General features: G+C 56.5%; 22 protein-coding genes and 1 tRNA gene. 6 read left to right on the forward strand and 17 right to left on the reverse strand.

Features of this window, described 5'->3' with window-relative positions:
* Nucleotide 1: 1 nt before the first annotated feature.
* Together rpsG and rpsL are read right to left on the reverse strand one after the other, a co-directional pair.
* Complete coding sequence (gene rpsG, locus ACOTTU_RS11280; RefSeq protein WP_298919290.1) at nucleotides 2–472, reverse strand: 30S ribosomal protein S7; 471 nt, start codon at nucleotides 470–472, stop codon at nucleotides 2–4.
* Between the two features lie 12 nt (nucleotides 473–484).
* Nucleotides 485–856 carry a 30S ribosomal protein S12 gene (gene rpsL, locus ACOTTU_RS11285; RefSeq protein WP_011570072.1) on the reverse strand — a complete coding sequence of 124 codons (372 nt, stop codon included), beginning with the start codon at nucleotides 854–856 and terminating at the stop codon, nucleotides 485–487.
* A 366-nt stretch (nucleotides 857–1,222) separates the two neighbouring features.
* Here rpsL and ACOTTU_RS11290 point away from each other — a divergent pair, with 366 nt between their 5' ends.
* Nucleotides 1,223–2,035 carry a putative rhamnosyl transferase gene (locus tag ACOTTU_RS11290; protein ID WP_425658062.1) on the forward strand — a complete coding sequence of 271 codons (813 nt, stop codon included), beginning with the start codon at nucleotides 1,223–1,225 and terminating at the stop codon, nucleotides 2,033–2,035.
* Here the strand turns inward: ACOTTU_RS11290 and ACOTTU_RS11295 are convergent.
* The 12 genes from ACOTTU_RS11295 to ACOTTU_RS11350 all read right to left on the reverse strand — a co-directional run bounded on the left by ACOTTU_RS11295 (nucleotide 2,021) and on the right by ACOTTU_RS11350 (nucleotide 17,910).
* Complete coding sequence (locus ACOTTU_RS11295; RefSeq protein WP_425658064.1) at nucleotides 2,021–2,911, reverse strand: DMT family transporter; 891 nt, start codon at nucleotides 2,909–2,911, stop codon at nucleotides 2,021–2,023. The two genes, ACOTTU_RS11290 and ACOTTU_RS11295, sit on opposite strands and share 15 nt — an antisense overlap.
* A gap of 48 nt (nucleotides 2,912–2,959) precedes the next feature.
* Nucleotides 2,960–4,192, reverse strand: a complete 1,233-nt coding sequence (locus tag ACOTTU_RS11300) for an HlyD family secretion protein (RefSeq protein WP_425658065.1) — start codon at nucleotides 4,190–4,192, stop codon at nucleotides 2,960–2,962.
* A 3-nt stretch (nucleotides 4,193–4,195) separates the two neighbouring features.
* Nucleotides 4,196–4,546, reverse strand: a complete 351-nt coding sequence (locus ACOTTU_RS11305) for a hypothetical protein (RefSeq protein ID WP_298919298.1) — start codon at nucleotides 4,544–4,546, stop codon at nucleotides 4,196–4,198.
* A 207-nt stretch (nucleotides 4,547–4,753) separates the two neighbouring features.
* Nucleotides 4,754–9,001 carry a DNA-directed RNA polymerase subunit beta' gene (gene rpoC / locus ACOTTU_RS11310; protein ID WP_298919300.1) on the reverse strand — a complete coding sequence of 1,416 codons (4,248 nt, stop codon included), beginning with the start codon at nucleotides 8,999–9,001 and terminating at the stop codon, nucleotides 4,754–4,756.
* 267 nt (nucleotides 9,002–9,268) lie between these two features.
* A complete protein-coding gene (rpoB, locus tag ACOTTU_RS11315) occupies nucleotides 9,269–13,405 on the reverse strand; it encodes a DNA-directed RNA polymerase subunit beta (RefSeq protein WP_425658068.1) in 4,137 nt (1,378 codons plus the stop codon).
* A 258-nt stretch (nucleotides 13,406–13,663) separates the two neighbouring features.
* A complete protein-coding gene (gene rplL / locus ACOTTU_RS11320) occupies nucleotides 13,664–14,038 on the reverse strand; it encodes a 50S ribosomal protein L7/L12 (RefSeq protein WP_298919304.1) in 375 nt (124 codons plus the stop codon).
* Between the two features lie 74 nt (nucleotides 14,039–14,112).
* On the reverse strand, nucleotides 14,113–14,628 hold the full coding sequence (gene rplJ / locus ACOTTU_RS11325) for a 50S ribosomal protein L10 (protein WP_298919306.1): 516 nt from the start codon (nucleotides 14,626–14,628) through the stop codon (nucleotides 14,113–14,115).
* A gap of 240 nt (nucleotides 14,629–14,868) precedes the next feature.
* On the reverse strand, nucleotides 14,869–15,567 hold the full coding sequence (rplA, locus tag ACOTTU_RS11330; RefSeq protein ID WP_298919308.1) for a 50S ribosomal protein L1: 699 nt from the start codon (nucleotides 15,565–15,567) through the stop codon (nucleotides 14,869–14,871).
* A gap of 1 nt (nucleotide 15,568) precedes the next feature.
* The gene (rplK, locus tag ACOTTU_RS11335; protein WP_298919310.1) at nucleotides 15,569–15,994 is read right to left on the reverse strand and encodes a 50S ribosomal protein L11; all 426 of its coding nucleotides are present in this window, start codon (nucleotides 15,992–15,994) and stop codon (nucleotides 15,569–15,571) included.
* Nucleotides 15,995–16,128: 134 nt separating this feature from the next.
* Nucleotides 16,129–16,662: a transcription termination/antitermination protein NusG gene (nusG, locus tag ACOTTU_RS11340; protein WP_298919312.1), complete on the reverse strand. Its 534-nt coding sequence runs from the start codon at nucleotides 16,660–16,662 to the stop codon at nucleotides 16,129–16,131.
* Between the two features lie 207 nt (nucleotides 16,663–16,869).
* Nucleotides 16,870–17,067: a preprotein translocase subunit SecE gene (gene secE, locus ACOTTU_RS11345; protein WP_298919314.1), complete on the reverse strand. Its 198-nt coding sequence runs from the start codon at nucleotides 17,065–17,067 to the stop codon at nucleotides 16,870–16,872.
* Nucleotides 17,068–17,834: 767 nt separating this feature from the next.
* Nucleotides 17,835–17,910, reverse strand: a tRNA-Trp gene (locus ACOTTU_RS11350).
* Between the two features lie 436 nt (nucleotides 17,911–18,346).
* Here ACOTTU_RS11350 and ACOTTU_RS11355 point away from each other — a divergent pair.
* Entirely contained in the window at nucleotides 18,347–18,496 is a 150-nt protein-coding gene (locus ACOTTU_RS11355; protein WP_425658071.1) for a hypothetical protein, read from the forward strand.
* Nucleotides 18,497–18,628: 132 nt separating this feature from the next.
* Here the strand turns inward: ACOTTU_RS11355 and tuf are convergent, their stop codons facing one another.
* From tuf to parC, 3 genes are all read right to left on the reverse strand, one after another.
* Entirely contained in the window at nucleotides 18,629–19,804 is a 1,176-nt protein-coding gene (tuf, locus tag ACOTTU_RS11360) for an elongation factor Tu (RefSeq protein ID WP_298919286.1), read from the reverse strand.
* A gap of 110 nt (nucleotides 19,805–19,914) precedes the next feature.
* Nucleotides 19,915–20,523 (reverse strand): hypothetical protein, encoded by a 609-nt coding sequence (locus tag ACOTTU_RS11365; protein ID WP_425658073.1) that lies wholly within the window; start codon nucleotides 20,521–20,523, stop codon nucleotides 19,915–19,917.
* A gap of 151 nt (nucleotides 20,524–20,674) precedes the next feature.
* Nucleotides 20,675–22,978, reverse strand: coding sequence for a DNA topoisomerase IV subunit A (gene parC / locus ACOTTU_RS11370; RefSeq protein WP_425658075.1), 2,304 nt, complete (start codon nucleotides 22,976–22,978; stop codon nucleotides 20,675–20,677).
* A 203-nt stretch (nucleotides 22,979–23,181) separates the two neighbouring features.
* On the opposite strand from parC, the gene ACOTTU_RS11375 reads away from it, so the two are divergent.
* The 4 genes from ACOTTU_RS11375 (at nucleotide 23,182) to ACOTTU_RS11390 (ending at nucleotide 25,565) form a co-directional block, all read left to right on the forward strand.
* Entirely contained in the window at nucleotides 23,182–23,811 is a 630-nt protein-coding gene (locus tag ACOTTU_RS11375; protein WP_425658077.1) for an SH3 domain-containing protein, read from the forward strand.
* Between the two features lie 56 nt (nucleotides 23,812–23,867).
* Entirely contained in the window at nucleotides 23,868–24,698 is an 831-nt protein-coding gene (locus tag ACOTTU_RS11380) for an SDR family oxidoreductase (RefSeq protein WP_425658079.1), read from the forward strand.
* Nucleotides 24,699–24,773: 75 nt separating this feature from the next.
* Nucleotides 24,774–24,986: a twin transmembrane helix small protein gene (locus tag ACOTTU_RS11385; RefSeq protein WP_298919323.1), complete on the forward strand. Its 213-nt coding sequence runs from the start codon at nucleotides 24,774–24,776 to the stop codon at nucleotides 24,984–24,986.
* Between the two features lie 6 nt (nucleotides 24,987–24,992).
* On the forward strand, nucleotides 24,993–25,565 hold the full coding sequence (locus tag ACOTTU_RS11390) for a cob(I)yrinic acid a,c-diamide adenosyltransferase (protein WP_425658080.1): 573 nt from the start codon (nucleotides 24,993–24,995) through the stop codon (nucleotides 25,563–25,565).
* Nucleotides 25,566–25,676 lie beyond the last annotated feature (111 nt).

Genomic DNA, 25,676 nt, shown 5'->3' on the forward strand with positions numbered 1-25,676 from the left:
ATTACCAGCGGTAGTGGCTGAACGCTTTGTTGGCGTCGGCCATCTTGTGGGTGTCTTCGCGCTTCTTCACGGCAGTGCCGCGGGATTGAACAGCGTCCAGAAGCTCACCAGCAAGGCGCTCTTCCATCGTGTTCTCGTTGCGCGAACGGGCGGCTTTGATCAACCAGCGGATCGCCAGCGCCTGACGACGCTCGGGGCGCACTTCGACGGGCACCTGATAGGTGGCACCACCAACACGGCGCGAACGCACTTCGACGGAGGGTTGAATGTTTTCCAACGCTTCGTGGAAAACCTCGATGGGTGCGCGTTTGATCTTGTCTTCAACGCGAGTCATCGCGCTGTAAACGATACGTTCTGCGACCGACTTCTTGCCATCGATCATCAGGTTATTCATGAATTTTGTCAGAACCAGATCACCATATTTGGCGTCGGGCAGGACTTCGCGTTTTTCGGCTGCGTGGCGACGGGACATGCTCTATTCCTCTTACTTCGGACGCTTCGCGCCGTATTTCGAACGACGTTGCTTACGGTCTTTGACGCCTTGGGTATCCAGAACACCACGCAGGATGTGGTAACGGACACCGGGAAGGTCTTTGACACGGCCGCCACGGATCAGAACCACGGAGTGTTCCTGAAGATTGTGGGACTCACCCGGGATGTAGCTGATGACTTCAAAGCCATTGGTCAGGCGGACCTTGGCCACTTTCCGCATCGCCGAGTTCGGCTTTTTGGGAGTGGTCGTATAAACACGCGTACAAACGCCACGCTTCTGCGGGCATTCCTGCAGGTGCATGGACTTTGAACGTTTAATTTTAGGCTGCCGCGGCTTGCGGATCAGCTGTTGGATCGTTGGCATTCCGGTTCTTTCCCCGTGTTGCTCACATATGTGTGCACGAGGACGACCCCCATGCGGTTAATACTGTCTCACAGACGCGTCCGCCTGCGATGTTCATGCGCCTATGGCGCAAACCGAAAAGACCGCCACGTTTCCGTACCGAGGAAACGACGCGGTGGGTTTACAGAGGATCGGGCCGATAGGAGGCCGGATCGTGACCACTTCAATTCAGATTTCGGCGCGCAGGAGATATTCCTGCCGTCGAGATAGCGGGCGTATAAAAGGAGTCGCACCCGGTGTCAACAGCCCCGCCTGTCTTGTCATACACTCATCACACTGCAATGCTGCAAGGGGATTTACCGCGCTAAAACCAAGGGGCACCACGTTATGCAAGTGATTGGCATTTGCCGATTTTCTTATCCCGCGATTGGTGGTTTTCAGGTTCGCAGCACCTCGCTGGCCGAAAGACGGGCCTATCTCTATGACCCTGACAGAATGGCCACGAGGTTCGCCCTGTTTGAAGCCTTCACTCTACCCTCAATCCGGGCGCAAACCGACGCTGACTTTGTCTTTCTGATCGTAGTTGGCGACAGCCTGCCACGCCGGTATTCAGAACGTCTGCGCGATCTGGTCAAAGATATCCCCCAAATCGTTGTGCAACGCCACGCGCCCGGCCCGCACCGCGAGGTGATGAACGACGCCCTAAACGCTTTGCGAAGCAACAAGAAGGCGCCCTGCATCCAGTTTCGACTTGATGACGATGACGCGGTCGCACGGGGATTTGTGGCAGAACTGCGCAGACGTGCAGTACCTGCCCTCCAAATTCTGGAAGACAGTCAAGCAGTCGCGATTGATTTCAACCAAGGCTACATCGCCCGCCCAAATGCGGAAGGTATTGAGGCCGCCGCCGTAAAAGAGAGCTATTGGGCCGCCGGAATGGCCATTGTGACGCGTCCCAAGTCCCAGCAAACGATCATGAGTTTCAGCCACAACAAGATCTGGCAACATATACCGACACTCACCTTTACCGGTACAGATATGATGTTGCGCGGCATACACCCCTACAACGATTCACGTCAGAAGACCGAACCCAGGCCAGTCCAACTCCAACCGCTGGACGCCGCAGGTGAGGTCCATTTCAAAATGACCTACAATATAGATGCTGATAACGTGCGTCGCCTTTTCTCAGCTCCGCATTAGGTTGCGCTCGCGGTAGAGGGTGAACAGCCCCATTGCGACAATGATGAAGGCCCCCAACAAGGTCAGGAAGGCGGGCCATTCGCCGAAAACCAACCACCCCAGGATCAGCGCCCAAATGAGCCCGGTGTAGCGAAAGGGAGCTATGAAGGAAATGTCCCCCGCGCGCATCACCTGTACGCTGAAGAAGTAGCCTCCGACGATAAAGAGCGAAGAGGAGGCAATCAAAAGCCCCATGTCATTTGAAACAGGTGACCATGTGATCGTCAGTGATGCGCCGCCAGCTGCGATGAGAACAGCCAGCGAAGCGGAAAATGTCACGAGCAGCGACGGCACGCCCTTTGACAACCGGCGCGTGGACAGATCACGTGCGGTGACGCACAACACCGCGATCAGTGCGTATAAAGACCATAGAGTAAATCCATCCGGACCCGGCCTGACAATCAGAAGCATGCCGCAAAACCCTATCAGGATGGCCGTCGTTCGACGCCAACCGACAGCTTCGCGAAAGAAGAGCGCCGATCCCAGCGTTACCGTCAGCGGTAAAATCTGCAGGATTGCCGTGATATTTGCCAGGGGCATGTTGAGCAATGCGGTGACAAAGAAATAGGCAGCGCCCACCTCGGAAAGGGATCGCAATGCGATCAGCGCCCAGTCGCTCGGCGTGATATCGAACCTGAAAGCCCCGCGAGACCATGCCAAGGCAGCGATGAGCACTGTGGCCAGACACCCCCGCAAAAACAACAACTGAAACAGCGGCACAGCGCCACCCGTTGCTTTGAGCAGCGCGTCATTGAATGTGAAACAGGCCATCGAGGCCATCATCAACAACGCACCTGCCAGATTTGGCGATAACACACCCGAATGGCGTTGTTCCATGGTCACTTAGCTTTGGTTTCCTTGTCTGGCAGCGCGTAGGTAGACAATTCAATGGCCAGTGAAGACCAGAGTTTGCAGCGGCAGCAGCAGCGACCGAATGCGCAGCCCCGCCGCATGAACGACACCCACCGTATCTACGACGTGCAAAAACACCCGGCGTCCAAAGCCCAAGGAGGGATCCTCAAGCAATTCATGGTTGTAGGTATACGCATTGGCAAGGCATCTGCTGCCAGGTGGAATGTCATCTGTCTGACCGGGGAATATGGGTTCCATGAACGCCAGAATTGTCCCGGGCGCGCCCTGCAGTTGCACATCAAGCAGACGGTCCGAAGGGCGCAGCTGTCCCGAGGCAATCACATCCTGTACTTCAGTGATCACCATCGGGATCACCGTAAAGGGCTTGGAGGCACACATGATCTCGGCGACCCCGCCTTTCTTGATGACCTGAGCAGAAATTTGCGAGAACCCTGCCTGAAACCTGTTGCGGCCAGCTTCCGCCGGAACCAGAATCCCGGCAGGCCTCAGGATCGGATTGACAATATCACCTTTGCGCAGGGTCAGTTGTTCGATCGTCCCATCCACACCGGCATAGACGGTGAGTTTTTCAATCTCGGTCTCGGCTTGTTCCAACGCCGCCTCTGCACTAGCCCGTTGCGCAGGCAACTGCACATCCAGTTGAACCTGCAAGGCGTCCAGCCCGGCTTTTGCTGCATCCACTTCGCCTTGTCGGACGGCAAGCTCGTTCTGCAATACCGTCACATCCCGTTCGCTTACGGCGGTCGAACCACGGTCACGTAAGGCCGTTTGCCGTTGAAAATCCTCCAGCGTTTGCTGATAGCCTGCCTGTGCCTGAGCCAGCACGGCATTTGCAGTCCCCCGCTGCGCTTCGGCGACTGCCAGAGCGGCATCAACCTCTTCGATCTTACGGCGCGCGGTTTCGGCGGAAGCCTCCTGGCTGCTGCCGTCAAGTTTGAAAATCGGATCGCCCGCTTTCACATCCTGATTGATCTCAACATATACCTCTTCGACGCGCCCACCGCCCTCTGACAGGATGGTCAGCGTCCTAAAGAAAGACGCCACATTTGACGTCGACGGATGATAGTAGAAGACGATGGTGATCAGCATCGTGGTGAGCATCGCACACATGGTGATGCCCCAGCGCAATTCGTACCAGACGGTAAAAAAGTCGATCTCCACACCCCATCGCTTGCCCTGAAAGCGGCGGCGCAAGAGGTAATCGGGAAGAACCGTCAACAAAGAACAGAAAATAAGCTCGAACATATCTTACTTTTCCTTGCTGACCATGGCTTGAAGGGACTGCGCGATGGACGACAAGGGGGTGACGATATCGGGTGGCCTGAATGCGGCAAGGACCAACGCGGCGACCCAGAATATGTTGTTGTGGGTGAAGAGCGCCAACATCGCCAGAATGCTTATCAATTGCAATTGGGTTGCATTGCCCTTGTGTGCCATCTGTTCGGGCAAGGCATGCAGCGTGAAGTAAGCTACCCCGACCAGCAAGATCACACCCAGCAAAAAGAAAACCATCACTGTGAAGAGGTAATCGCTGCCATCCGCCGTGGCAAAATAGTGCGGCAAATGGTGGGGGGCCAAGGGGTGCATTGTGTCAGACATGAAATGACTTCCAGGGTTTTACGAATGAAATCTGCAATTGTGTGGTGTCTCTGCGACGCTAGCCCTGAACGCGAATTTTGACCACATCTTTTTATCGGCAAAATCCGCCTCTCATTAATGGCCCCCAATTCCGGCTAATTTTGGGGACGGCAAAGAAAAACCCCCGCTGCTCAGGGCAACGGGGGTTTCAAAAAGCATCTGATGTGATCAGTCGCGGCTGTCTGGATCAGGCGTTATCACCTGATCGAAAACATCGCCGCCCACCATATCGTCATCCATGATCGGAGCGGCAAGCGCTGCGGCCGCTTCAGCTTCTTCACGGCGCGCTTCGATCACAACATTGTCGCGGTCCTGGGCCACGCGGCGCACCTTCATGGTAGCACCCCCTGTACCAGCCGGGATCAGACGACCCACGATCACGTTCTCCTTCAGACCAACCAGCTTGTCTTTCTTACCCTGCACGGAGGCTTCGGTAAGAACGCGCGTGGTCTCCTGGAAGGAGGCTGCAGAGATGAAGCTGCGTGTTTGGAGCGACGCCTTGGTGATCCCCAGAAGGATCGGTTCCCCCTGTGCCGGACGACCACCCTTGGATACCGCCTTCTCATTGGCCGTATCGAACTCCTGCTTGTCTACATGTTCGCCTTTCAGCAGCGTGGTGTCGCCAGAGTCCTGGATCTCCCACTTCTGCAGCATCTGACGCACGATGACTTCGATGTGCTTGTCGTTGATCTTCACACCTTGCAGGCGATAGACGTCCTGAACCTCGTCGATCATGTAGTCCGCCAGCGCTTCGACACCCATGATGGCAAGGATATCGTGCGGAGCCGGGTTACCGTCCATGATGTAGTCACCCTTCTGGACAAAATCACCTTCCGCAACCGGAATGTGCTTGCCCTTGGGCACCATGTACTCGACCTTGTGATCCGGATCCTCGGCAGACTCGATGGCGATACGGCGCTTGTTCTTGTAGTCCTTGCCGTAGCGCACATAGCCGTCGATTTCCGCGATGATAGCGTGATCCTTCGGGCGACGTGCCTCGAAGAGTTCGGCCACACGCGGCAGACCCCCGGTGATGTCCTTGGTCTTGGCACCTTCGCGTGGAATACGTGCCACCACATCACCGGCCTTGATCTCGGAGCCGTCCTCGATGGACAGAACCGCATCCACGGACATCGGATAGGTCACCGGGTTGCCCGCGTCATTGCGGACCGGTTCGCCATCGGCACCCACCAGGATGATTTCAGGCTTGAGCTCATTGCCCTTGGCCGCCGAACGCCAGTCGATCACGATCTTCTGGGTCATGCCGGTGGCATCGTCGGTTTCGTCCTTGACGGCTATCCCCGACACAAGGTCTACAAACTTCGCCGTCCCGGATTTCTCCGCAATGATCGGCAGGGTGTAGGGGTCCCATTCGAACAGTTTGTCGCCGCGAACCACATTCTGACCATCGGTGACAAAGAGTTTGGTACCGTATCCGACTTTGTGGCTGGCCCGTTCCTCGCCGTTCTCATCCTGAATAAGCAGCTTCATGTTCCGGCCCATCACCATGGTCTCGCCAGAGGCATTCTCAAGGGTCTGGGCGTTCTCGAAGACGACCTTGCCGGTGTGGCTGGCCTCCAGGAAGGATTGCTGACCACCCTGAGCGACACCGCCAATGTGGAAGGTCCGCATTGTCAGCTGAGTACCAGGTTCCCCGATGGACTGAGCGGCGATGATGCCGACCGCTTCACCGGTGTTGACCATCGTGCCGCGTGCAAGGTCACGACCATAGCAGGTCGCACAAACACCCTCTTCGGCTTCACAGGTCAGGGGGCTGCGAATCCGCGCCGAAGCCACACCGGCCTCGTCAACCGCATCTGCCATCCGTTCATCGACCAAAGTACCATGGGCGATCATCACCTCATCGGTGCCGGGGCGCATGATGTCCTCCGCCACAACGCGACCCAGAATGCGCTCGGCCAGAGAAGATACAACCTCGCCATCGTTCACCGCCGCAACAGCTGTGATCGAGGTCTCGGTGCCGCAATCGAGCATACGCACGATGCAGTCTTGCGCCACATCCACCAGACGGCGTGTCAGGTACCCGGAGTTCGCCGTTTTCAAAGCGGTGTCCGACAGACCTTTGCGCGCGCCGTGCGTGGAGTTGAAGTACTCAAGAACGGTCAGACCTTCCTTGAAGTTCGAGATGATCGGCGTTTCGATGATGTCGCCATTCGGCTTCGCCATCAGGCCGCGCATTCCGCCCAGCTGCTTCATCTGCGTGACCGAACCACGGGCACCGGAGTGCGCCATCATGTAGACCGAGTTCGGTTCTTTCTCGGCACCTGCGTCATCGCGTTGACTGGCCGAAATCGAGCCCATCATCGCGTCGGTCACCTTGTCGTTACACTTCGACCAGGCATCGACCACTTTGTTGTACTTTTCACCCTGGGTGATCAGGCCGTCCATGTACTGCTGTTCGAAATCCTTCACCAGCTCACGTGTTTCCTGCACGATGGGCCATTTGGTGTCGGGGATCAGCATGTCGTCCTTGCCGAAGGAAATCCCGGCCTTGAACGCTTCGCGGAAGCCCATGGTCATGATCTGGTCACAGAAGATGACGGACTCCTTCTGACCGCAGTAGCGGTAGACGGTGTCGATGACCTGCTGCACTTCTTTCTTGCGCAGCAGACGGTTGACCAGTTCAAACGGCGCTTTGGCGTTCAGCGGCAACAACGCACCCAGACGAACCCGGCCCGGCGTGGTCTCGAACCGCTGCATGACTTCCATGCCATTCTCATCAATCTGCGCAATCCGCGCTGTGATCTTGGAATGCAGATGCACCATGCCAGCGTCCAGCGCGTGCTGGACCTCTTCCACTGAGCCGAAAACCATGCCTTCGCCCGGCATGCCTTCACGCTCCAGCGTGGTGTAATAGAGACCCAGGATCATGTCCTGCGACGGCACGATGATCGGCGCGCCGTTTGCTGGCGACAGAACGTTGTTCGTCGACATCATCAGAACCCTGGCTTCCAGCTGGGCTTCAAGGCTCAGGGGCACGTGCACAGCCATCTGGTCACCGTCGAAGTCCGCGTTAAAGGCGGAACAAACCAGCGGATGAAGCTGGATGGCCTTGCCTTCGATCAGCACAGGTTCAAACGCCTGAATGCCCAAACGGTGCAGCGTCGGCGCACGGTTCAGCATCACAGGGTGTTCGCGGATGACCTCGTCCAGGATATCCCAAACCTCAGGGCGCTCTTTTTCGACCAGCTTTTTCGCCTGTTTCACGGTGGAGGAGAGACCTTTGGCCTCAAGCCGCGAGTAGATGAACGGCTTGAAAAGTTCGAGCGCCATCTTCTTCGGCAGACCGCACTGGTGCAGCTTCAGTTCCGGACCGGTCACAATCACCGAACGGCCCGAGAAGTCGACGCGTTTACCCAAAAGGTTCTGACGGAAACGACCCTGTTTACCTTTCAGCATGTCGCTGAGCGATTTCAGCGGGCGCTTGTTGGCACCGGTGATCACGCGGCCACGACGGCCGTTGTCAAAGAGCGCATCAACGGATTCCTGCAACATCCGCTTTTCGTTACGAACGATGATATCGGGTGCGCGCAGCTCGATGAGACGCTTCAGACGGTTGTTCCGGTTGATCACGCGGCGGTAAAGATCGTTAAGGTCGGACGTCGCAAAACGGCCACCATCGAGCGGCACCAGCGGGCGCAGTTCCGGCGGAATCACCGGGATCACTGTCAGAACCATCCATTCCGGACGGTTGCCGGATTCCAGGAAGCTTTCAACGACTTTCAGACGCTTGATGATCTTCTTGGGCTTCAGCTCGCCTGTGGCTTCTTTCAGATCAGCGCGCAGCTGCTCTGCTTCGGCTTCCAGATCGATCGCCGCCAGCATCTCGCGGATCGCTTCGGCGCCGATGTTGGCGGTGAAGGCGTCCATGCCGTAGGCGTCCTGGGCATCCATATACTCTTCTTCGGTCATCATCTGACCGTATTGAAGGTCTGTGAGGCCCGGTTCGATCACCACGTAGTTCTCAAAGTAGAGCACCCGCTCCAGATCGCGCAGCGTCATATCCAGCATCAGACCAATGCGGGAGGGCAGCGACTTCAGGAACCAGATGTGCGCGACCGGCGAGGCCAACTCAATGTGGCCCATCCGCTCGCGGCGGACCTTTTGCAGCGTGACTTCCACACCGCATTTCTCGCAGACAACGCCGCGATATTTCATGCGCTTGTATTTGCCGCAGAGACATTCGTAATCCTTGATCGGCCCAAAAATACGCGCACAGAAGAGGCCATCACGTTCGGGCTTGAACGTCCGGTAGTTGATGGTCTCGGGCTTTTTTATCTCCCCGAAAGACCAGCTCAGGATGCGCTCTGGCGAGGCCAGCGACACTTTGATCTCATCAAACACCTTTTGCGGTGCAAGCGGGTTAAACGGGTTGTTTGTCAGTTCCTGGTTCATATCAGAGTCCAATCTGGCTCATGCATCTGATTACAGATGAGCCTCCGCGAGTTGGTAAAGATGGAAGCAGCCGAGCACTATAGCGCACATCTCCAGAAAAAAGAGACAAAATGCTCGAAAATCTTTTCCATTCATTTGCGTTTGTTCTTTTAGCGTCATTCCTCCGAAACGCTTGAAAAAGCGGTATCCAAGATAGAAGACGGCCACCACATACATGACATTGATGCTGAGAAGGACTAGCTCCTTTAAGTCCATACACTACCCCTCTCACTCATCTTCCTCCGCATCCAGGAGTTCCATGTTGAGGCCGAGGCCGCGGACTTCTTTGACCAGAACGTTGAAGCTTTCGGGCACGCCCGCTTCAAAGTTGTCCTCGCCTTTGACGATGCTTTCATAGACTTTCGTCCGTCCGGCCACGTCGTCCGACTTCACGGTCAGCATCTCCTGCAAGGTGTAGGCGGCACCATAAGCTTCCAGAGCCCAGACCTCCATTTCCCCGAAACGCTGGCCACCGAACTGCGCTTTACCGCCCAGCGGCTGCTGGGTGACAAGGCTGTAAGGCCCGGTCGAGCGCGCGTGGATTTTATCGTCCACCAGGTGGTGCAGTTTCAGCAGGTATTTGACGCCGACGGTCACAGGCCGCGCGAATTGCTCGCCTGTGCGCCCATCGAACAGAACCGACTGGCCCGAGCTGTCAAAGCCCGCACGGGTCAGCGCGTCGTTCACGTCAGCCTCTTTCGCGCCGTCAAAGACCGGCGTCGCAATCGGCACACCGCGGGTGACGTTGCCAGCGGCCTCAATCAACGTGTCCTCATCCATGCCCGCGATGCCTTCGTCATAGACGTTCTCACCGTAAGCATGGCTCAGCGCATCGCGCACAGGGGTCAGATCGCCGGAGCGACGGTATTCCTGCAACGCCTCGTCCACATTGAGGCCCAGACCGCGCGCGGCCCAACCCATATGTGTCTCAAGGATTTGCCCAACGTTCATACGCGACGGCACGCCCAGTGGGTTCAGACAGAAATCGACAGGTGTACCATCGGCAAGAAACGGCATGTCCTCCATGGGAACCACTTTGGAGATAACCCCTTTGTTCCCGTGACGACCGGCCATCTTGTCGCCCGGTTGCAGCTTGCGCTTCACCGCGACGAAAACCTTGACCATCTTCATCACGCCCGGGGGCAGGTCGTCGCCACGGCGGACTTTCTCGACCTTGTCCTCAAAACGTGCGTCGAGCGCCCGTTTTTGGATCTCGTACTGCTCGTTCAGCGCCTCAACCACCTGGGCGTCGGCTTCATCCTTGAGAGCAAGCTGCCACCACTGACCACGGGTCAGCATCTGCAACAAATCCTCGGTGATCTCAGCGTTGGCAGGCACGCCTTTTGGGCCCTTTACGGCGGTTTTGCCAAGGATCATGTCCTTGAGGCGCGCATAGATGTTGCGGTCTAGGATCGCCAATTCGTCGTCGCGGTCACGGGCCAGACGTTCGACTTCCTCGCGCTCAATCTGCAGTGCACGTTCGTCTTTTTCGACCCCGTGGCGGTTGAAGACACGCACTTCCACGACCGTGCCGAAATCACCTGGCTTGACGCGCAGCGAGGTGTCGCGCACGTCGGAGGCTTTCTCACCAAAGATGGCGCGCAGGAGTTTTTCCTCCGGCGTCATCGGGCTTTCGCCTTTCGGGGTGATCTTGCCCACCAGAATATCGCCCGGCTCCACGTCCGCCCCGATATAGACGATGCCCGCCTCATCAAGGTTGCGCAGGGCTTCCTCGCCGACGTTGGGGATGTCCCGGGTGATCTCTTCCGGCCCAAGCTTGGTGTCACGCGCGGCAACCTCGAATTCCTCGATGTGGATCGAGGTGAAGACGTCGTCACGGGCAATCCGCTCGGAGATCAGGATGGAATCCTCGTAGTTGTAGCCATTCCAGGGCATGAAGGCGACGACGACGTTCTTGCCGAGCGCCAGCTCTCCCATGTCGGTCGATGGGCCATCGGCCACAACCTGCCCCTTGCGCACCGTGTCACCCACCTTCACCAGCGGACGCTGGTTGATGCAGGTGTTCTGGTTGGAGCGCTGGAACTTGCGCATGCGGTAGATGTCTACGCCTGCGTCCCCAAGTTCGAGATCCTCGGTGGCGCGGATCACAATCCGCTGCGCATCAACCTGATCGATGATGCCGGCGCGTTTGGCCATGATCGCCGCACCGGAATCCCGTGCCACGACCTCTTCGATACCGGTCCCGACAAGCGGTGCCTCGGCCTGCAAAAGCGGAACCGCCTGACGTTGCATGTTCGAGCCCATCAGAGCGCGGTTGGCGTCGTCATTTTCCAGGAAAGGAATGAGCGACGCCGCAACGGAAACCAACTGTTTGGGCGAGACGTCAATCAGATCAACGCTTTCCGATGGCGACAGTGTGTAATCACCCGATTTCCGCGTGGACACCAGATCATTCACGAACTTCATGTTGTCATCGAGGTTGGCGTTGGCCTGTGCCACAGTGTGACGCATTTCTTCGGTGGCGGACATGTAATGCACTTCATCCGTCACCTTGCCGCCTTCAACCTTGCGGTATGGCGTTTCGATGAAACCATATTTGTTCACGCGGGCAAAGGTCGCCAGCGAGTTGATCAGACCGATGTTCGGCCCTTCCGGCGTTTCAATCGGGCACATCCGACCATAGTGGGTCGGGTGCACGTCGCGGACCTCGAAGCCGGCACGCTCACGGGTCAGACCGCCCGGTCCAAGCGCCGACAGACGACGTTTGTGCGTCACTTCCGACAATGGGTTCGTCTGGTCCATGAACTGCGACAGCTGCGAGGAGCCGAAGAATTCACGCACCGCAGCAGCAGCCGGTTTGGCGTTGATGAGATCCTGCGGCATCACCGTGTCGATCTCGACCGATGACATGCGTTCTTTAATCGCGCGTTCCATACGCAGCAGGCCCACACGGTACTGGTTTTCCATCAACTCGCCGACAGACCGCACGCGGCGGTTACCAAGGTGGTCGATATCGTCAATGTCACCACGTCCGTCACGCAGATCGACCAGCGCCTTGATACAGGCCACGATGTCCTCACGGCGGAGTGTACGCTGAGTGTCTTCGGCATCCAATGCCAGACGCATGTTCATCTTCACCCGACCAACGGCCGAGAGATCATAGCGTTCGGAGTCGAAGAACAACGTGTCGAAAAGAGCCGAAGCGGCCTCAACGGTGGGCGGTTCACCCGGACGCATCACGCGGTAGATATCCATGAGCGCAGTATCGCGGTTCATGTTCTTGTCCTGCGCCATTGTGTTGCGCATGTAAGGACCAACGTTGACGTTATCGATGTCCAGAAGAGGAATCTCGGTGATCCCGGCATCAATGAGCTCTTTGGCCGTTCCGCCAATGAGTGTGCCATCCTTGTCGTATTCCAGCGTCATTTCATCACCAGCTTCGACGTAGATCGCGCCGTTTTCTTCGTTGATGATGTCTTTGGCCGCAAACTTGCCCGCAATGTGTTCATAAGGCAGCAGCAATTCTGTCACCTTGCCTTCGTCGATCAATTGCTTGACCGCGCGCGGGGTGACTTTCTTGCCTTGCTCAAACAGCACTTCGCCGGTCTTCGCATCCACCAGATCATACGTGGGGCGGGTGCCGCGCACGCGATCCGGGAAGAACGGGGCGACCCAGCCTTTGTTCTTCTTCAGCTTGTAGGTGACGGTGTTGTAATACGCGTCCATGATCGCTTCCTGGTCGAGACCAAGGGCGTAAAGGAGCGTTGTGACAGGCAGTTTCCGACGACGGTCGATACGCGCAAAAACGATGTCTTTCGCGTCGAATTCAAAATCCAACCAAGAGCCGCGGTAGGGGATGATGCGGCAGGCAAAGAGCAGTTTGCCGGAAGAGTGGGTTTTGCCTTTGTCGTGATCAAAGAACACACCAGGCGAGCGGTGCATCTGGGAGACGATCACACGCTCAGTGCCGTTGACCACAAAAGTACCGTTCGGCGTCATCAGAGGCATATCGCCCATGAAGACATCCTGTTCCTTGATGTCCTTGACGGATTTCGCGCCAGTGTCCTCGTCCACATCGAACACGATCAGACGCAGCGTCACCTTAAGCGGCGCAGAGTAGGTCATGTCACGTTGCTGACATTCCTCCACATCGTACTTGGGTTTTTCCAACTCGTACTTCACGTACTCCAGCACGGAAGTTTCGTTGAAGTCCTTGATCGGGAAGACCGACTGGAAAACACCCGCGATACCTTCGCCGTCCAGGGGGACGTCGGCGTCGCCGGAATTCAGGAAGAGATCATACGAGGATTTCTGAACCTCAATGAGGTTTGGCATATCCAGAACTTCGCGGATTTTGCCATAATATTTACGTAGACGTTTCTGGCCAAGGAACGATTGAGCCATATCAGGTGTCACCTTTCAGAGTTCTCACCGGACAAGGACACCGTCGGGCCACGGCACCTCGCCCATACGAGACGATACGTTTCGGTCTATTCACAAGCGTCGTCCCACCGGCGCCTTCCCGACCATTGAACCGCATCTTGGAAAAGGCCTTTGGTCAAAAGACCCTTGCCAAGACAGGTTAAGCCGGACCCGAAAACCATCGGGTCCAGCTCAATTTTCATTCGGAAGCCAATTGGTACGACTTCCGGAGTTGGCGACTTATGCCAGCTCGACCTCTGCGCCTGCTGCTTCCAGCTTGGCTTTGACGTCTTCGGCTTCCGCTTTGTCGACGCCTTCTTTGATCTTGCCGCCCGCTTCCACGAGGTCCTTGGCTTCTTTCAAACCAAGACCTGTGAGGCCGCGAACTTCTTTGATCACGTTGATTTTCGAGGCACCTGCGTTTTTGAGGACAACATCGAATTCTGTTTTTTCCTCTTCAGCAGCACCGCCGCCGTCAGCAGGACCAGCCATCATCACTGCGCCGCCTGCTGCGGGCTCGATGCCGTACTCGTCTTTGAGGATGGTTTTCAGTTCTTGTGCTTCAAGCAGGGTCAGACCAACGATCTCTTCTGCCAGTTTTTTCAGATCAGCCATGTTTTAGCTCTTTCCGTTTACGATATGTGTGTTCCAACGTCGCGATTTCAACCCGACGCCAGTTTGACGATGCCTTATGCTGCCGCCTTGTCCTCGATTGTGGACAAGATGGAGGCGATATTGCTTGCAGGTGCGCCAATGGCCCCGGCGATGTTCGATGCTGGTGCGCCCAACATGCCCGCGATCGTGGAGATAAGCTCCTCGCGCGATGGCATTTTGGACACGGCTTCGACACCGGCGACGTCCAACGCGTTCTCACCCATGGCGCCGCCGAGGATCTCGAATTTCGAGTTCTCTTTAGCATAATCCTGAGCAACCTTGGCCGCAGCCACGGGATCCTCAGAAAAGGTCAGAACGGTCATACCCGACAGAAGGTCAGCGATGCTTGCGCATGGCTTGCCCTCAAGGGCGATCTTGGCGAGCCTGTTTTTGGCAACACGCACAGACCCACCCGCTTCGCGTGCACGCGCGCGCAGGTCCTGCATTTCAGCAACTGTCAGACCGGCGTAATGGCTAACCACAACGACGCCAGAGCTTTCAAAGATCTGGCCGAGTTCCTCGACCAGCTGTTCTTTCTGGGCTCTATCCACAGTTTCACTCCAATAACGGGGGTCCAAAAGGACACCCCAGCTCAGTTTAGGAACGCGATCTTCTGCGTCCCGTTTCGGGTCCAATTCAGGGTCCCGAGCCAAAACCACCCGAAGGCAGGAATTCTCTCGTTTCCCATCTCAGGAAGGAATTATGTGAGTTGCCCCACACCCTCCGTCTCGGACAGAAGCGAGCCCAATTTCTCAGCCTCGCCAATCTGGCGGGTTACCCCGCCAAATCTCTTATTCAGTGACCGCGTTATCCACGGCAACTGATACGCCAGGGCCCATTGTCGAGCTCAGCGCGATTTTCTTCATGTAGGTCCCTTTGGAACCTGTTGGTTTCGCTTTGGACACGGCCCCAACAAAGGCGCGGATGTTTTCCACCAGCTTGGCCTCGTCGAATGACAGTTTGCCAACACCAGCGTGCACAACACCGCCTTTTTCCGCCTTGAACTGAACTTCGCCGCCTTTTGCCGCTTTCACGGCGGCTTCGACGTCCATGGTCACCGTACCCACTTTCGGGTTCGGCATGAGGTTACGCGGGCCCAGCACTTTACCCAGACGACCGACAATCGGCATCATGTCTGGCGTCGCGATGCAGCGATCGAACTCGATCTTGCCGCTTTGCACGGTTTCCATCAGGTCTTCTGCGCCTACGATATCGGCACCTGCCGCCGTGGCTTCATCTGCCTTTGGACCACGTGCAAAAACCGCAACGCGTACCGTTTTACCTGTGCCGTTCGGCAAGCCAACGACACCGCGGACCATCTGATCAGCGTGACGCGGGTCAACACCAAGGTTCATGGCAATCTCAACGGTCTCGTCGAACTTCACCTTCGAGTTGGCTTTGATCAGAGAAACCGCTTCTTCAACGGTCACATCGTCCTTGCCAGCAAATGCTTCGCGCGCGGCGCGGGTTCTTTTTCCAAGCTTTGCCATCTTACTTCACCTCGATGCCCATAGAGCGGGCAGAGCCCAGGATGATCTGCATTGCCGCTTCAACGGAATTGGCATTGAGATCCTTCATCTTCGCTTCGGCAATCTCGCGCACCTGCTTGGAGGTCACGTGACCCACGACTTCGCGCGACGGCGTCTTTGCACCGGACTTCAACTTGGCAGCTTTCTTCAGATAGTAGGACGCAGGCGGCGTCTTGATATCCATGGTGAAAGACTTGTCCTGATAGTATGTGATCACAGTTGGGCAGGGTGCACCTGGCTCCATCTCTGCGGTCTTGGCGTTGAACGCCTTGCAGAATTCCATGATATTAATGCCGCGCTGACCCAGCGCCGGACCAACCGGCGGGGACGGGTTTGCTTGACCGGCGGGAACCTGAAGCTTCATGGTCCCGGCAAGTTTCTTGGCCATTGGCCTTCTCCTTTTCCAACCCCACCCCGGCGCGCCGGTTTGGGTTCATGTTGTCGTGGTCCGGTTTGGGTGCCGCGGCACCCTTGCCTCCCACGCTTTGAGCGTCACGCACCGAAAGCTGCGCGACGGATACCTCAGGTCTGCTTGCTGACCTGCGTATATTCCAGTTCGACCGGCGTTTCCCGGCCAAAAATCGAGACCGTCACCTTCAGGCGCTGGTTCTCGTCATCCACTTCTTCGACCATGCCGTCGAAGTCCTCGAACGGGCCATCGGCCACTTTAACTTTTTCGCCGACTTCGAAGTGAATAAGCGTACGTGGTGCTTCTTCACCTTCCTGAACCCGGTTCAGAATCGCATTCACTTCGGCATCGCGCATCGGCATCGGGCGACCCTGCGGACCCAGAAAGCCGGTGACACGGTTGATCGAGTTGATCAGATGATACCCGCCATCGGACATTTCCATGTGCACCAATACGTAGCCCGGCATGAAACGGCGCTCGGTAGTTACCTTCTTGCCGCGTCGCACTTCGATCACTTCTTCGGTCGGAACCAGGACCTCATCGATCTGGTCTTCCAGGCCTTGTTCGGCCACAGACGTACGGATCTGTTCAGCGATCTTCTTTTCGAAGTTCGACAGGACACTGACCGAATACCACCGTTTTGCCATCTGATCTTTGGTTCCTGTCTTACCAAGCGCCACTGCAAGCGCTAAAATTCCACTGCATTTCAGACGTTTAGCCTGTCGACCTTAAACAAAAAGCGGCGCGCAACACGAATCGCCGCACGCCCTGTTTCTAGTCAGGTGTGCGGGATACTCCGCACGGCCAAATGTTTCAAGGGGTTTAAGGCTTTTTTTAAGCGGGCAGCGGTCGCTTCAGCCGAACATGTTCAGGACAGCCTGAAGGCCACCCCGAATAATGATGTCCACCGTCGCGAAGAACACAGCAGTAAGCGCCGCAAGGATAAACACCATGACAGTCGTCAGCATCACTTCGCGCCGCGTTGGCCAGACAACCTTGGCCACTTCGGCGCGGACTTGCTGAATAAACTGAAGCGGATTGGTGGTGGCCATGGAATGTCTTCCCGAGATTGAGTTGGTCGCGACATAACGAGCCGGGGATCAGAATTCAAGAGCGCTCCTGCTCGCAACTTGGAAAGCCCTCAGAATGCGCGCTCTTCCCGCAAACGGCGGAGACGGTCCTCCAAGACAATTGCGTGCCGTTGATCCGCTTTGGCAATTGCACGTAAATCTGGGAAACTCAATCTGTCCGACCACTTCGATGGAAGGCGAGACAGGAACTTGTGCCATCGGCGAACGCTTTGCAAACCCAGAAGGCGGATATACCGGGCAGATGCCGGAAACCAGCGTTTGTAGGCGCGGAAAATCATGATTGCACGTAGCCAAAACGCATCCGGACCGGCAATCACGAGCGCTCCCAAGAAGATAACCGCAAAGAACAACAGCGTTCCAATAAGGAGAGCCGGTTTTAACAACAGCAACAGCGCGGCACAGGACCAGAGAACTACGCGGACATTAGGTCGCCAAGACGCAAGACGTCCGCCAGGTGTTTGCCTGAAGCCAAGCTTTGACTGATGACATGGCGCTCCGCCGTCTTTGGCCGCTTCGTCAACGTTTTGGTGAGCCCGATTTTCGCATGTCTCGACGGCTTTCCCGCCATTTTCCACCACCAAGGCCCGAATTGCGGCAAAGTCCGTATCCAAAATCTGTGAGCCATCCATGTTATCAATCCCCCGATTGCCATTCCACAACAAGGCATTTCTAAGGGATGAATTGGGCTGCCAAGAGGCAGAATGATGGCGGAGATGTGGCGATAAGGCTGGCAGGGGCTGAGGGACTCGAACCCACGACCCTCGGTTTTGGAGACCGATGCTCTACCAACTGAGCTAAACCCCTATGCCGGGCTTCGGCGTAGTCGGAAATGCAACCGGGTTCAAGAGCATATTGCGCTCGGCCTCGGTAATTTCGGATCATTTGATGAAAAACTTGGGTGCAGAACTGGAGGAGGTAAATGGAATTACCGCTTCGCTCCAGACCGTCAGTCTCAATATCAGACCAGCATTCCACTGCTCGCCAGTTCAGGACCTTTTTGACGGCCTCAGTTTTGGACCGCCACATGATTTCGCATCCCCCCGCAGTGGCTGGTGATCAAAATTTCAAAAAAGTTCGGCGAATGTAATCTGGATCACGGACGGGCGTCTTTACCTATGAGAAAGTGCAGGTGTTCCAAGGCGATATATGCCAAGGAGCAATATTTTAAGAAGCACTGCAAGAATTTACCGATGTTATGTTTGACCAGTTTCCCAACGTGCCCTCAGTTAGAGATAGACCCATGAACACCAAAACCATTTTATCGATTTTCGCCGCCTCTGTAATTTTAATGGGCTGCGCTGAGACCGGGCATTATCCGGTGACAGGTCACGCCGTAGGCGAAACGGATCAGGTGAAGTTCATGAGTGTGACGCACGTACCAGCTTTTTAGACCAGAATTTGTTCCACCTTTGGGCCTGCACCCAGGGACATTTGTAGAGTAACGAGTACCTCATATTATAAAAAGGCCGCTGATCGAAGATCGGCGGCCTTTCTGCATGGCGGTAAAATATCGCGACGCGATTTATTCCGTAATTTTGCTGACGACGCCGGCGCCGACGGTGCGGCCGCCTTCGCGGATGGCGAAGCGCAGGCCGTTTTCCATGGCAATCGGTGCGATCAGTTCAACGCCGAAAGACACGTTGTCGCCCGGCATCACCATCTCGGTGCCTTCGTTCAGCTGAACCGTGCCCGTCACATCCGTCGTACGGAAGTAGAACTGCGGACGATAGTTCGCGAAGAACGGCGTGTGACGGCCACCCTCATCCTTGGTCAGGATGTAGGCTTCGGCTTCGAACTTGGTGTGCGGCGTCACGGAACCCGGCTTGCAGAGCACTTGGCCGCGTTCCACACCTTCACGATCGATACCGCGCAGCAGGGCGCCGATGTTGTCACCCGCTTCACCGCGATCCAGCAGTTTGCGGAACATTTCAACACCCGTACAGGTGGTTTTCTTGGTGTCGCGGATGCCGACGATTTCGATCTCGTCGCCCACGTTGATCACGCCACGCTCGACACGGCCGGTCACAACGGTACCGCGACCGGAAATCGAGAACACGTCTTCCACAGGCATCAGGAACGGCTGGTCAACCGCGCGCGCCGGTGTCGGGATGTATTCGTCAACCGCTGCCATCAATTCGCGAATCTTCGCTTCGCCAATCTCCGGGTTGTTGCCTTCCATCGCCGCCAGGGCCGAGCCCGCGATGATCGGAATATCGTCGCCGGGATACTCGTAAGAGCTCAGCAGCTCGCGGATTTCCATTTCCACCAGTTCCAGCAGCTCTTCGTCGTCCACCTGGTCGACCTTGTTCATGAAGACAACCATGTAAGGAATGCCCACCTGACGGCCGAGCAGGATGTGCTCGCGGGTCTGGGGCATCGGGCCGTCAGCTGCGTTCACAACCAGGATCGCGCCGTCCATCTGCGCCGCACCGGTGATCATATTTTTCACATAGTCCGCGTGGCCGGGGCAGTCGACGTGTGCGTAGTGACGCGCGTCGGTTTCATATTCCACGTGCGCTGTGGAAATGGTGATCCCGCGGGCTTTCTCTTCCGGCGCGCCATCAATCTGGTCATAGGCCTGAAAATCGCCAAAATACTTCGTGATCGCAGCCGTCAACGTCGTCTTGCCGTGGTCAACGTGACCAATCGTGCCGATGTTTACGTGCGGTTTCGTACGTTCAAACTTTGCCTTTGCCATGGTGGAGGCGCCCTTTTGCTTGCATTGGGGTCAACGGTGACCCGGTCCTTCTCTGGCGCGCGATGTATTGCGATCAGCAAAGAAAATCAAGCGCGACGTTCAGCAGCGTGTCATTGCGTGGCCGATGCAGCGTCCGGCTCATCGGGCAGGTCAACCGCTTCGGCAGAAAGCGTGGGATCGCCGTCAAACCAGCCCAGCTCTGCATTCTGCTTTACCAGGTAGTCTTCGATGGCCTGGGCGGCATTGCGCGACAGGTTTTCCAGCTGAGTTTCCTTGGTCTGGGTCCAGCCAGTTCCAACGATGCTGGCGCCGTCCAATTTTTCCAGAACGGTCAGTTGGACCGGCTCCTCATTCAATTTCTTACCTTGCGAATCGTCCCAGACCGTTAGCCGAATTATCATTCCGGATTTCGGAGCCAGAACCACCGGAACACCCGCCTTGGCCAGAACATAACCTTCGACGCTGACACCGAAATGATAGCTTTTCGCGCCCTCGTAACGGTCAAACCGTTCTGCGATGGCGTTGGTGAGCGCTTCGGTGAGCTGTTCCTTGGAAACCTCGCGGCCGATGGTCGCCGTGGTTTCTGCCTTTGTGGCGACAACCACATTGTGTCCAAGACTGAAATTGCCCAGTGGCACAGGGGGCGTGTCCAAATCTCTCGCCCCGGTACATGCCGTTACCGCCATGGCACCGATCAACAGCGCTGCTTGCCTCTTCATTTCCCACCTATCGGCTTTTTTATATTGGTTTCCTGCCTATCCGATGTACCGCTTGCACACAATCCATGGTGAATTGCGGCGCTTATCTGTCGCTCTTTCTGCCTGTCTGCGACGGGTATGGTTGGTTGCTCTGTCGCGCAGGACAGGCCTGTCACGTAAATTTATTGTCCCGCGGGAAACCCCTTGGCGCCATACGCCCGGCGCTTGCGCGTTTGCCTGTCCACTCCGCCAATTCCGTTTCAGTACGCGTACGTCCCGCCGGGTCAAGCCAACTTAACCCCTCGCGCCCGCTGAAGGTTGTCGCATCAGAAAGGCCACCGTCTTTATATTTCTGAAGACGAACGCCCTTGCCCCGCCCCATCTCAGGCAACTCATCAAGGTTGAACACCAGAACTTTGCGGTTTTCACCAACCACCGCCACACTGTCACCTTGCGTTGGTTTGCAGACGAGCGCACGGGTCTCGCCACGGACGTTCAACACCTGTTTGCCGCTGCGGGTTTGCGCCACAACGTCATCTTCCGGCACGATAAATCCGTCGCCCGCACTGGAGGCCACCAAGAGTTTGCGCCCCGCTTCATGAGTCAGGATCGTGACGATTTCCGCTTCATTGGGCAAATCGACCATAAGTCTGAGGGGTTCACCCATGCCGCGCCCACCGGGCAGGTTGGTGGCAGAAACGGTGTAGAAACGTCCGTTCGAACCGAAGACCAAAAGCCTGTCGGTCGTCTCAGCGTGGAAGATGAAACGCGGGCCGTCGCCATCCTTGAATTTCAGCTCGCGGTTCAGATCAATATGTCCGGTCATCGCCCGTACCCATCCCATCTGAGAGCACACAACGGTGATGGGTTCACGGTCGATCATAGCCTCGATCGGCACATCCTCTATGACCGCCCCTTCGGCAAAACTGGTTCGACGCGCGCCACCTTCATAGTCTTTGCCGAACTGCTTTTTCGTCTCGCGCAACTGGGTCGTGATGCTGTCCCACTGCAACTGCGGGTTTTCGAGCAAATCCTCAAGTTGGGCGCGCTCTTCCATCAACTGAGATTGTTCGCGCAGAAGTTCCATCTCTTCGAGGCGGCGCAAAGACCGCAGGCGCATGTTGAGGATCGCCTCAGCCTGCACCTCACTCAATTCGCCTTCGCCCGCCGCTGGCGACATATAGTCCTTTTCGTCCGTCGCACGAACGTGTGTCTTTCCCCAATCTTCGCGCATCAAGGCAGCTTTGGGGTCATCATCATAGCGGATGATGTCGATCACGCGATCAAGGTTGAGAAACGCTACGATGAAGCCTTCCAACACTTCCAGCCGATGGTCGATTTTCTCCATTCGGTGCGTGGACCGACGGATCAAGACTTCCTGCCGGTGATCTAGAAAGGCGCGCAGCACTTCCTTCATCGAACAGACTTTTGGTGTCAGCCCATCAATCAACACATTCATGTTGAGCGAAAACCGCACCTCCAGATCACAATTCCGAAACAACATGCCCATCAGCACCTCCGGATCGACGGTTCGGGATCGTGGTTCGATGATCATCCGCACGTCTTCGGCAGATTCGTCACGCACATCCCCCAGGATCGGAATTTTTTTGGTCTGAATCAGCTCAGCGATCTTTTCGATCAGCTTGGATTTCTGAACCTGATAGGGAATCTCGGTGATAACAATCTGCCATTGCCCCCGGCCAAGGTCTTCAACCTCCCAGCGGCAGCGTAAACGGAAGGATCCACGCCCGGTCCGATAGGCAGTTGCGATATTTTCCGGCGGCTCGACGATCACGCCGCCTGTCGGAAAATCCGGCCCCGGCACGTAGTTCAGAAGCGTGTCATCCCGCGCGTCTGGCGTCTTGATCAGATGAATACAGGCGTCACAAAGCTCGGCGATATTGTGCGGCGGGATATTGGTCGCCATGCCCACAGCGATCCCGCTGGACCCATTGGCCAAAAGATTCGGGAACTGCGCGGGCAGAACCACCGGCTCGGTCAGAGTCCCGTCGTAGTTTTCGCGAAAATCGACGGCATTTTCGTTGAGGCCTTCTAGCAGCGCCTCGGCCACAGCGGTCATGCGCGCCTCGGTGTAACGGCTGGCGGCCGGATTATCACCGTCGATATTGCCGAAATTGCCCTGACCATCGACCAGCGGGTAACGGACGTTGAAATCTTGCGCCAGCCGCGCCATAGCATCGTAAATGGCGGCATCACCGTGCGGGTGATAGTTGCCCATCACATCGCCGGAAATCTTTGCGGACTTGCGAAACCCCCCGGTGGAATTGAGCCGCAACTCCCGCATGGCGTAAAGAATGCGCCGGTGGACGGGCTTCAATCCGTCACGTGCATCAGGCAGGGCGCGGTGCATGATCGTGCTGAGCGCATAGGTCAGGTACCGTTCCCCCAGCGCACGGCGCAGAGGTTCGGAAACGTCAGACGAGGGCATGTCGGGGGTATCGATATCGTCAACCATTGATGCTGTTTAACCGCGTGTTTCGCCTCGAACAAGCACGATAACGTCCAGCGAAGAGCCAGCGCCTGTGGCCGAGCCGCATCATTGGGGGAATTGGAGCTTCGTTCGAAATTTTCCCCTCCCGGAAACCAAGAGCGGGAGTTATGCGTTCATCGCATATCAAACTGTGCTATGGTTTGTGCATGTAACGAGGGTTTTTTACGATGAAGCGATTCATTTTGTTATCTTTTGGCTTTCTGGGACTCGCATTTTACGAAATGAGCGGAGGGTCGGACTTCGATGCGGCTGCCGCGAGAGATGCGGCAATACTGGCAAGATCTGGAACGATCGAAACTGCTGAATTACCTCGCATCACAACAGCCCAGGCAACCGTTCCATCTGACGAAGCAGGTGAACCTTCTGTAACGCGCGTGGCGTTGAATCTGACGTCACTGGAAGAGGTGCTCACCGACGAACCGGCGGCAGCTACCGAAGCTGAACCAGAGCCTACGCCGCAACCATTTGCACCCTCTGTGGAGCAATTCGACATCACCCCTGTGGGCTTTGGTGAGGACGCAGAAGTGGCCACCGTTTTGCCCAGTATTATTTTCTCCGGCTCTTCTTCCCAGGCCTCATCATCGGCAGTGACCACACCGCAAGATATCCGTCTGGTAAATGCGACCGCCGTGAATATGCGCGGCGGGCCCGGCACCAACTACGGGGTCGTTACCCGCTTGGATCGTGATACCCAGGTCGAGGTACTGCGGGACGACGGCACCGGATGGGTGAAACTGCGCCCTGTGGCAGGGGGTCCCGAAGGCTGGGTTGCCGACTTTCTGCTGAGCAAAGGATAAGGTTGCGCTTCGCCAAGTGTGACGCCAATGATCTGGCAACACTTGCGGAGAGGCAGATGCACAAAAAATCAATCCTCATTACTGGTTGCTCTTCGGGGATCGGTTATGCTGCGGCAATTGGCCTGAGAGCCAATGGCTGGCAAGTCTTTGCAGCCTGCAAAAAGCAACACGATTGCGATCGCCTGATCGGCGAGGGCTTTGACAGTCCACTCTTGGACTACACGGATCGGGCGAGCATTGAGGCCGCACTCGACCAGGTTTTGAGTCAAACGGGTGGGACACTCGACGCGCTCTTCAATAATGGGGCGCATGGCACCCCGGGCGCAGTCGAGGATTTGCCAACTGAGGCGCTTCGCGAGATATTTGAGGCAAATTTCTTTGGATGGCACCACATGACGCGCGCCGTGATCCCCATCATGCGCAAACAGGGACACGGCCGCATTGTCCAGTGCTCATCCGTGCTCGGTTTTATCACATTGCCCTGGCGCGGCGCTTACAACGCGACCAAATACGCGCTGGAAGGCCTCACTGATACGCTACGGATCGAAATGCGCGATACGGGCATTCATGTCATATTGATCGAGCCCGGCCCCGTGACCTCCAAGATTAGGGAAAACGCCATTCCCCATTTCGAACGCTGGATTGACTGGAAGAATTCCGCGCGACGCTCGGACTATGAAACCGGACTCAACAAGCGCCTTTACGAGAGCAGAGGGCCGGACAGGTTCGAATTGCCGCCAGAGGCCGTAGTGAAAAAGCTCATCCACGCACTTGAGGCAGCCAAGCCCCGTCCGCGATATTTTGTCACGACCCCCACATATATCATGGCGGCTTTGCGTCGGATTTTACCAACGCGTGCGTTGGATTGGGTACTCGCCAAAAGCTGATCTGCCTGTTCAGGGCAGAAAAGCGGTTCGCTTTTTGCCGCTGCCCCTCTACATGTGCGACGGAGAAACAAAAGGATGAATACCGTGGGTGATCCCCTATTTGTACTGATCGTGCTGGCCTGTATTGCGGTCGTCATCGTCTTGATGCTGGGTCTTGGCGGCTTTGCCGGTGGTGGTGCCTTCAACAAGAAGAACTCCAACAAGTTGATGCGATATCGCATTGCGGCCCAGTTTGTGGCCGTGTGCCTGATCGTACTTTACGTTTTTCTCCGTCAGAAAGGAGGCTGATGCTCAATGGTAGTCCTGAACAAGATTTACACAAAAACCGGCGACGCAGGCGAGACGGCCCTGGGAAATGGCACCCGCGTAGCAAAACACGCCCTGCGCGTCACAGCATACGGCACATCGGACGAGCTGAATTCGTTTGTCGGCGTCGCCCGGCTCGAAACATCCGGTGAAATTGACGCCGCATTGAGCCGCATCCAGAATGATCTCTTCGACCTCGGCGCGGACCTGTGCCGACCGGACATGGAGCAGGATGCAGAAGCTGAGTATCCGCCACTGCGGATGATCGAAGCACAGGTTCTGCGCCTCGAAACCGAGATCGATGCGATGAACGCAGAACTTGATCCGCTGCGCAGCTTTATCCTGCCGGGTGGTTCCGCTCTTTCTGCACATCTGCACATCTGTCGGACCGTTTCGCGAAGGGCTGAACGGTTGTGCGTTGAGTTGGCGACGATGGAGGCAATCAATGCGCAAGCGGTCAAATATCTGAACAGGCTCAGTGACTGGTTTTTCGTTGCCGCCCGCATGGCAAACAATGGTGGAAGGGATGACGTGCTCTGGGTGCCTGGTGCCAACAGATGAATGCAAGCCCGATGATCACGCGGTCCCGAAGGCCAAACTAATTCATGCATCCTATCGGAAATTTTCGCCTCAAACTGTGGAAATAGTTAAAAACGCGGCGTTCCTGCGACC

The organism is Roseobacter sp. EG26 (genome assembly GCF_049830555.1).
Classification (GTDB): domain Bacteria; phylum Pseudomonadota; class Alphaproteobacteria; order Rhodobacterales; family Rhodobacteraceae; genus Roseobacter.

Excerpts from the sequence above, each read along its gene's own strand:
- rpsG (WP_298919290.1), bottom strand. The coding sequence starts at position 472 with ATGTCCCGTCGCCACGCAGCCGAAAAACGCGAAGTCCTGCCCGACGCC.
- ACOTTU_RS11290 (WP_425658062.1), top strand. The coding sequence starts at position 1,223 with ATGCAAGTGATTGGCATTTGCCGATTTTCTTATCCCGCGATTGGTGGT.
- ACOTTU_RS11380 (WP_425658079.1), top strand. The coding sequence starts at position 23,868 with ATGCACAAAAAATCAATCCTCATTACTGGTTGCTCTTCGGGGATCGGT.
- rplK (WP_298919310.1), bottom strand. The coding sequence starts at position 15,994 with ATGGCCAAGAAACTTGCCGGGACCATGAAGCTTCAGGTTCCCGCCGGT.
- ACOTTU_RS11300 (WP_425658065.1), bottom strand. The coding sequence starts at position 4,192 with ATGTTCGAGCTTATTTTCTGTTCTTTGTTGACGGTTCTTCCCGATTAC.
- ACOTTU_RS11385 (WP_298919323.1), top strand. The coding sequence starts at position 24,774 with ATGAATACCGTGGGTGATCCCCTATTTGTACTGATCGTGCTGGCCTGT.
- ACOTTU_RS11365 (WP_425658073.1), bottom strand. The coding sequence starts at position 20,523 with ATGAAGAGGCAAGCAGCGCTGTTGATCGGTGCCATGGCGGTAACGGCA.
- rplA (WP_298919308.1), bottom strand. The coding sequence starts at position 15,567 with ATGGCAAAGCTTGGAAAAAGAACCCGCGCCGCGCGCGAAGCATTTGCT.
- rpoB (WP_425658068.1), bottom strand. The coding sequence starts at position 13,405 with ATGGCTCAATCGTTCCTTGGCCAGAAACGTCTACGTAAATATTATGGC.
- tuf (WP_298919286.1), bottom strand. The coding sequence starts at position 19,804 with ATGGCAAAGGCAAAGTTTGAACGTACGAAACCGCACGTAAACATCGGC.
- rplL (WP_298919304.1), bottom strand. The coding sequence starts at position 14,038 with ATGGCTGATCTGAAAAAACTGGCAGAAGAGATCGTTGGTCTGACCCTG.
- rpoC (WP_298919300.1), bottom strand. The coding sequence starts at position 9,001 with ATGAACCAGGAACTGACAAACAACCCGTTTAACCCGCTTGCACCGCAA.
- ACOTTU_RS11355 (WP_425658071.1), top strand. The coding sequence starts at position 18,347 with ATGAACACCAAAACCATTTTATCGATTTTCGCCGCCTCTGTAATTTTA.
- ACOTTU_RS11375 (WP_425658077.1), top strand. The coding sequence starts at position 23,182 with ATGAAGCGATTCATTTTGTTATCTTTTGGCTTTCTGGGACTCGCATTT.
- parC (WP_425658075.1), bottom strand. The coding sequence starts at position 22,978 with ATGGTTGACGATATCGATACCCCCGACATGCCCTCGTCTGACGTTTCC.
- nusG (WP_298919312.1), bottom strand. The coding sequence starts at position 16,662 with ATGGCAAAACGGTGGTATTCGGTCAGTGTCCTGTCGAACTTCGAAAAG.
- ACOTTU_RS11305 (WP_298919298.1), bottom strand. The coding sequence starts at position 4,546 with ATGTCTGACACAATGCACCCCTTGGCCCCCCACCATTTGCCGCACTAT.
- secE (WP_298919314.1), bottom strand. The coding sequence starts at position 17,067 with ATGGCCACCACCAATCCGCTTCAGTTTATTCAGCAAGTCCGCGCCGAA.
- ACOTTU_RS11390 (WP_425658080.1), top strand. The coding sequence starts at position 24,993 with ATGGTAGTCCTGAACAAGATTTACACAAAAACCGGCGACGCAGGCGAG.
- rpsL (WP_011570072.1), bottom strand. The coding sequence starts at position 856 with ATGCCAACGATCCAACAGCTGATCCGCAAGCCGCGGCAGCCTAAAATT.
- ACOTTU_RS11295 (WP_425658064.1), bottom strand. The coding sequence starts at position 2,911 with ATGGAACAACGCCATTCGGGTGTGTTATCGCCAAATCTGGCAGGTGCG.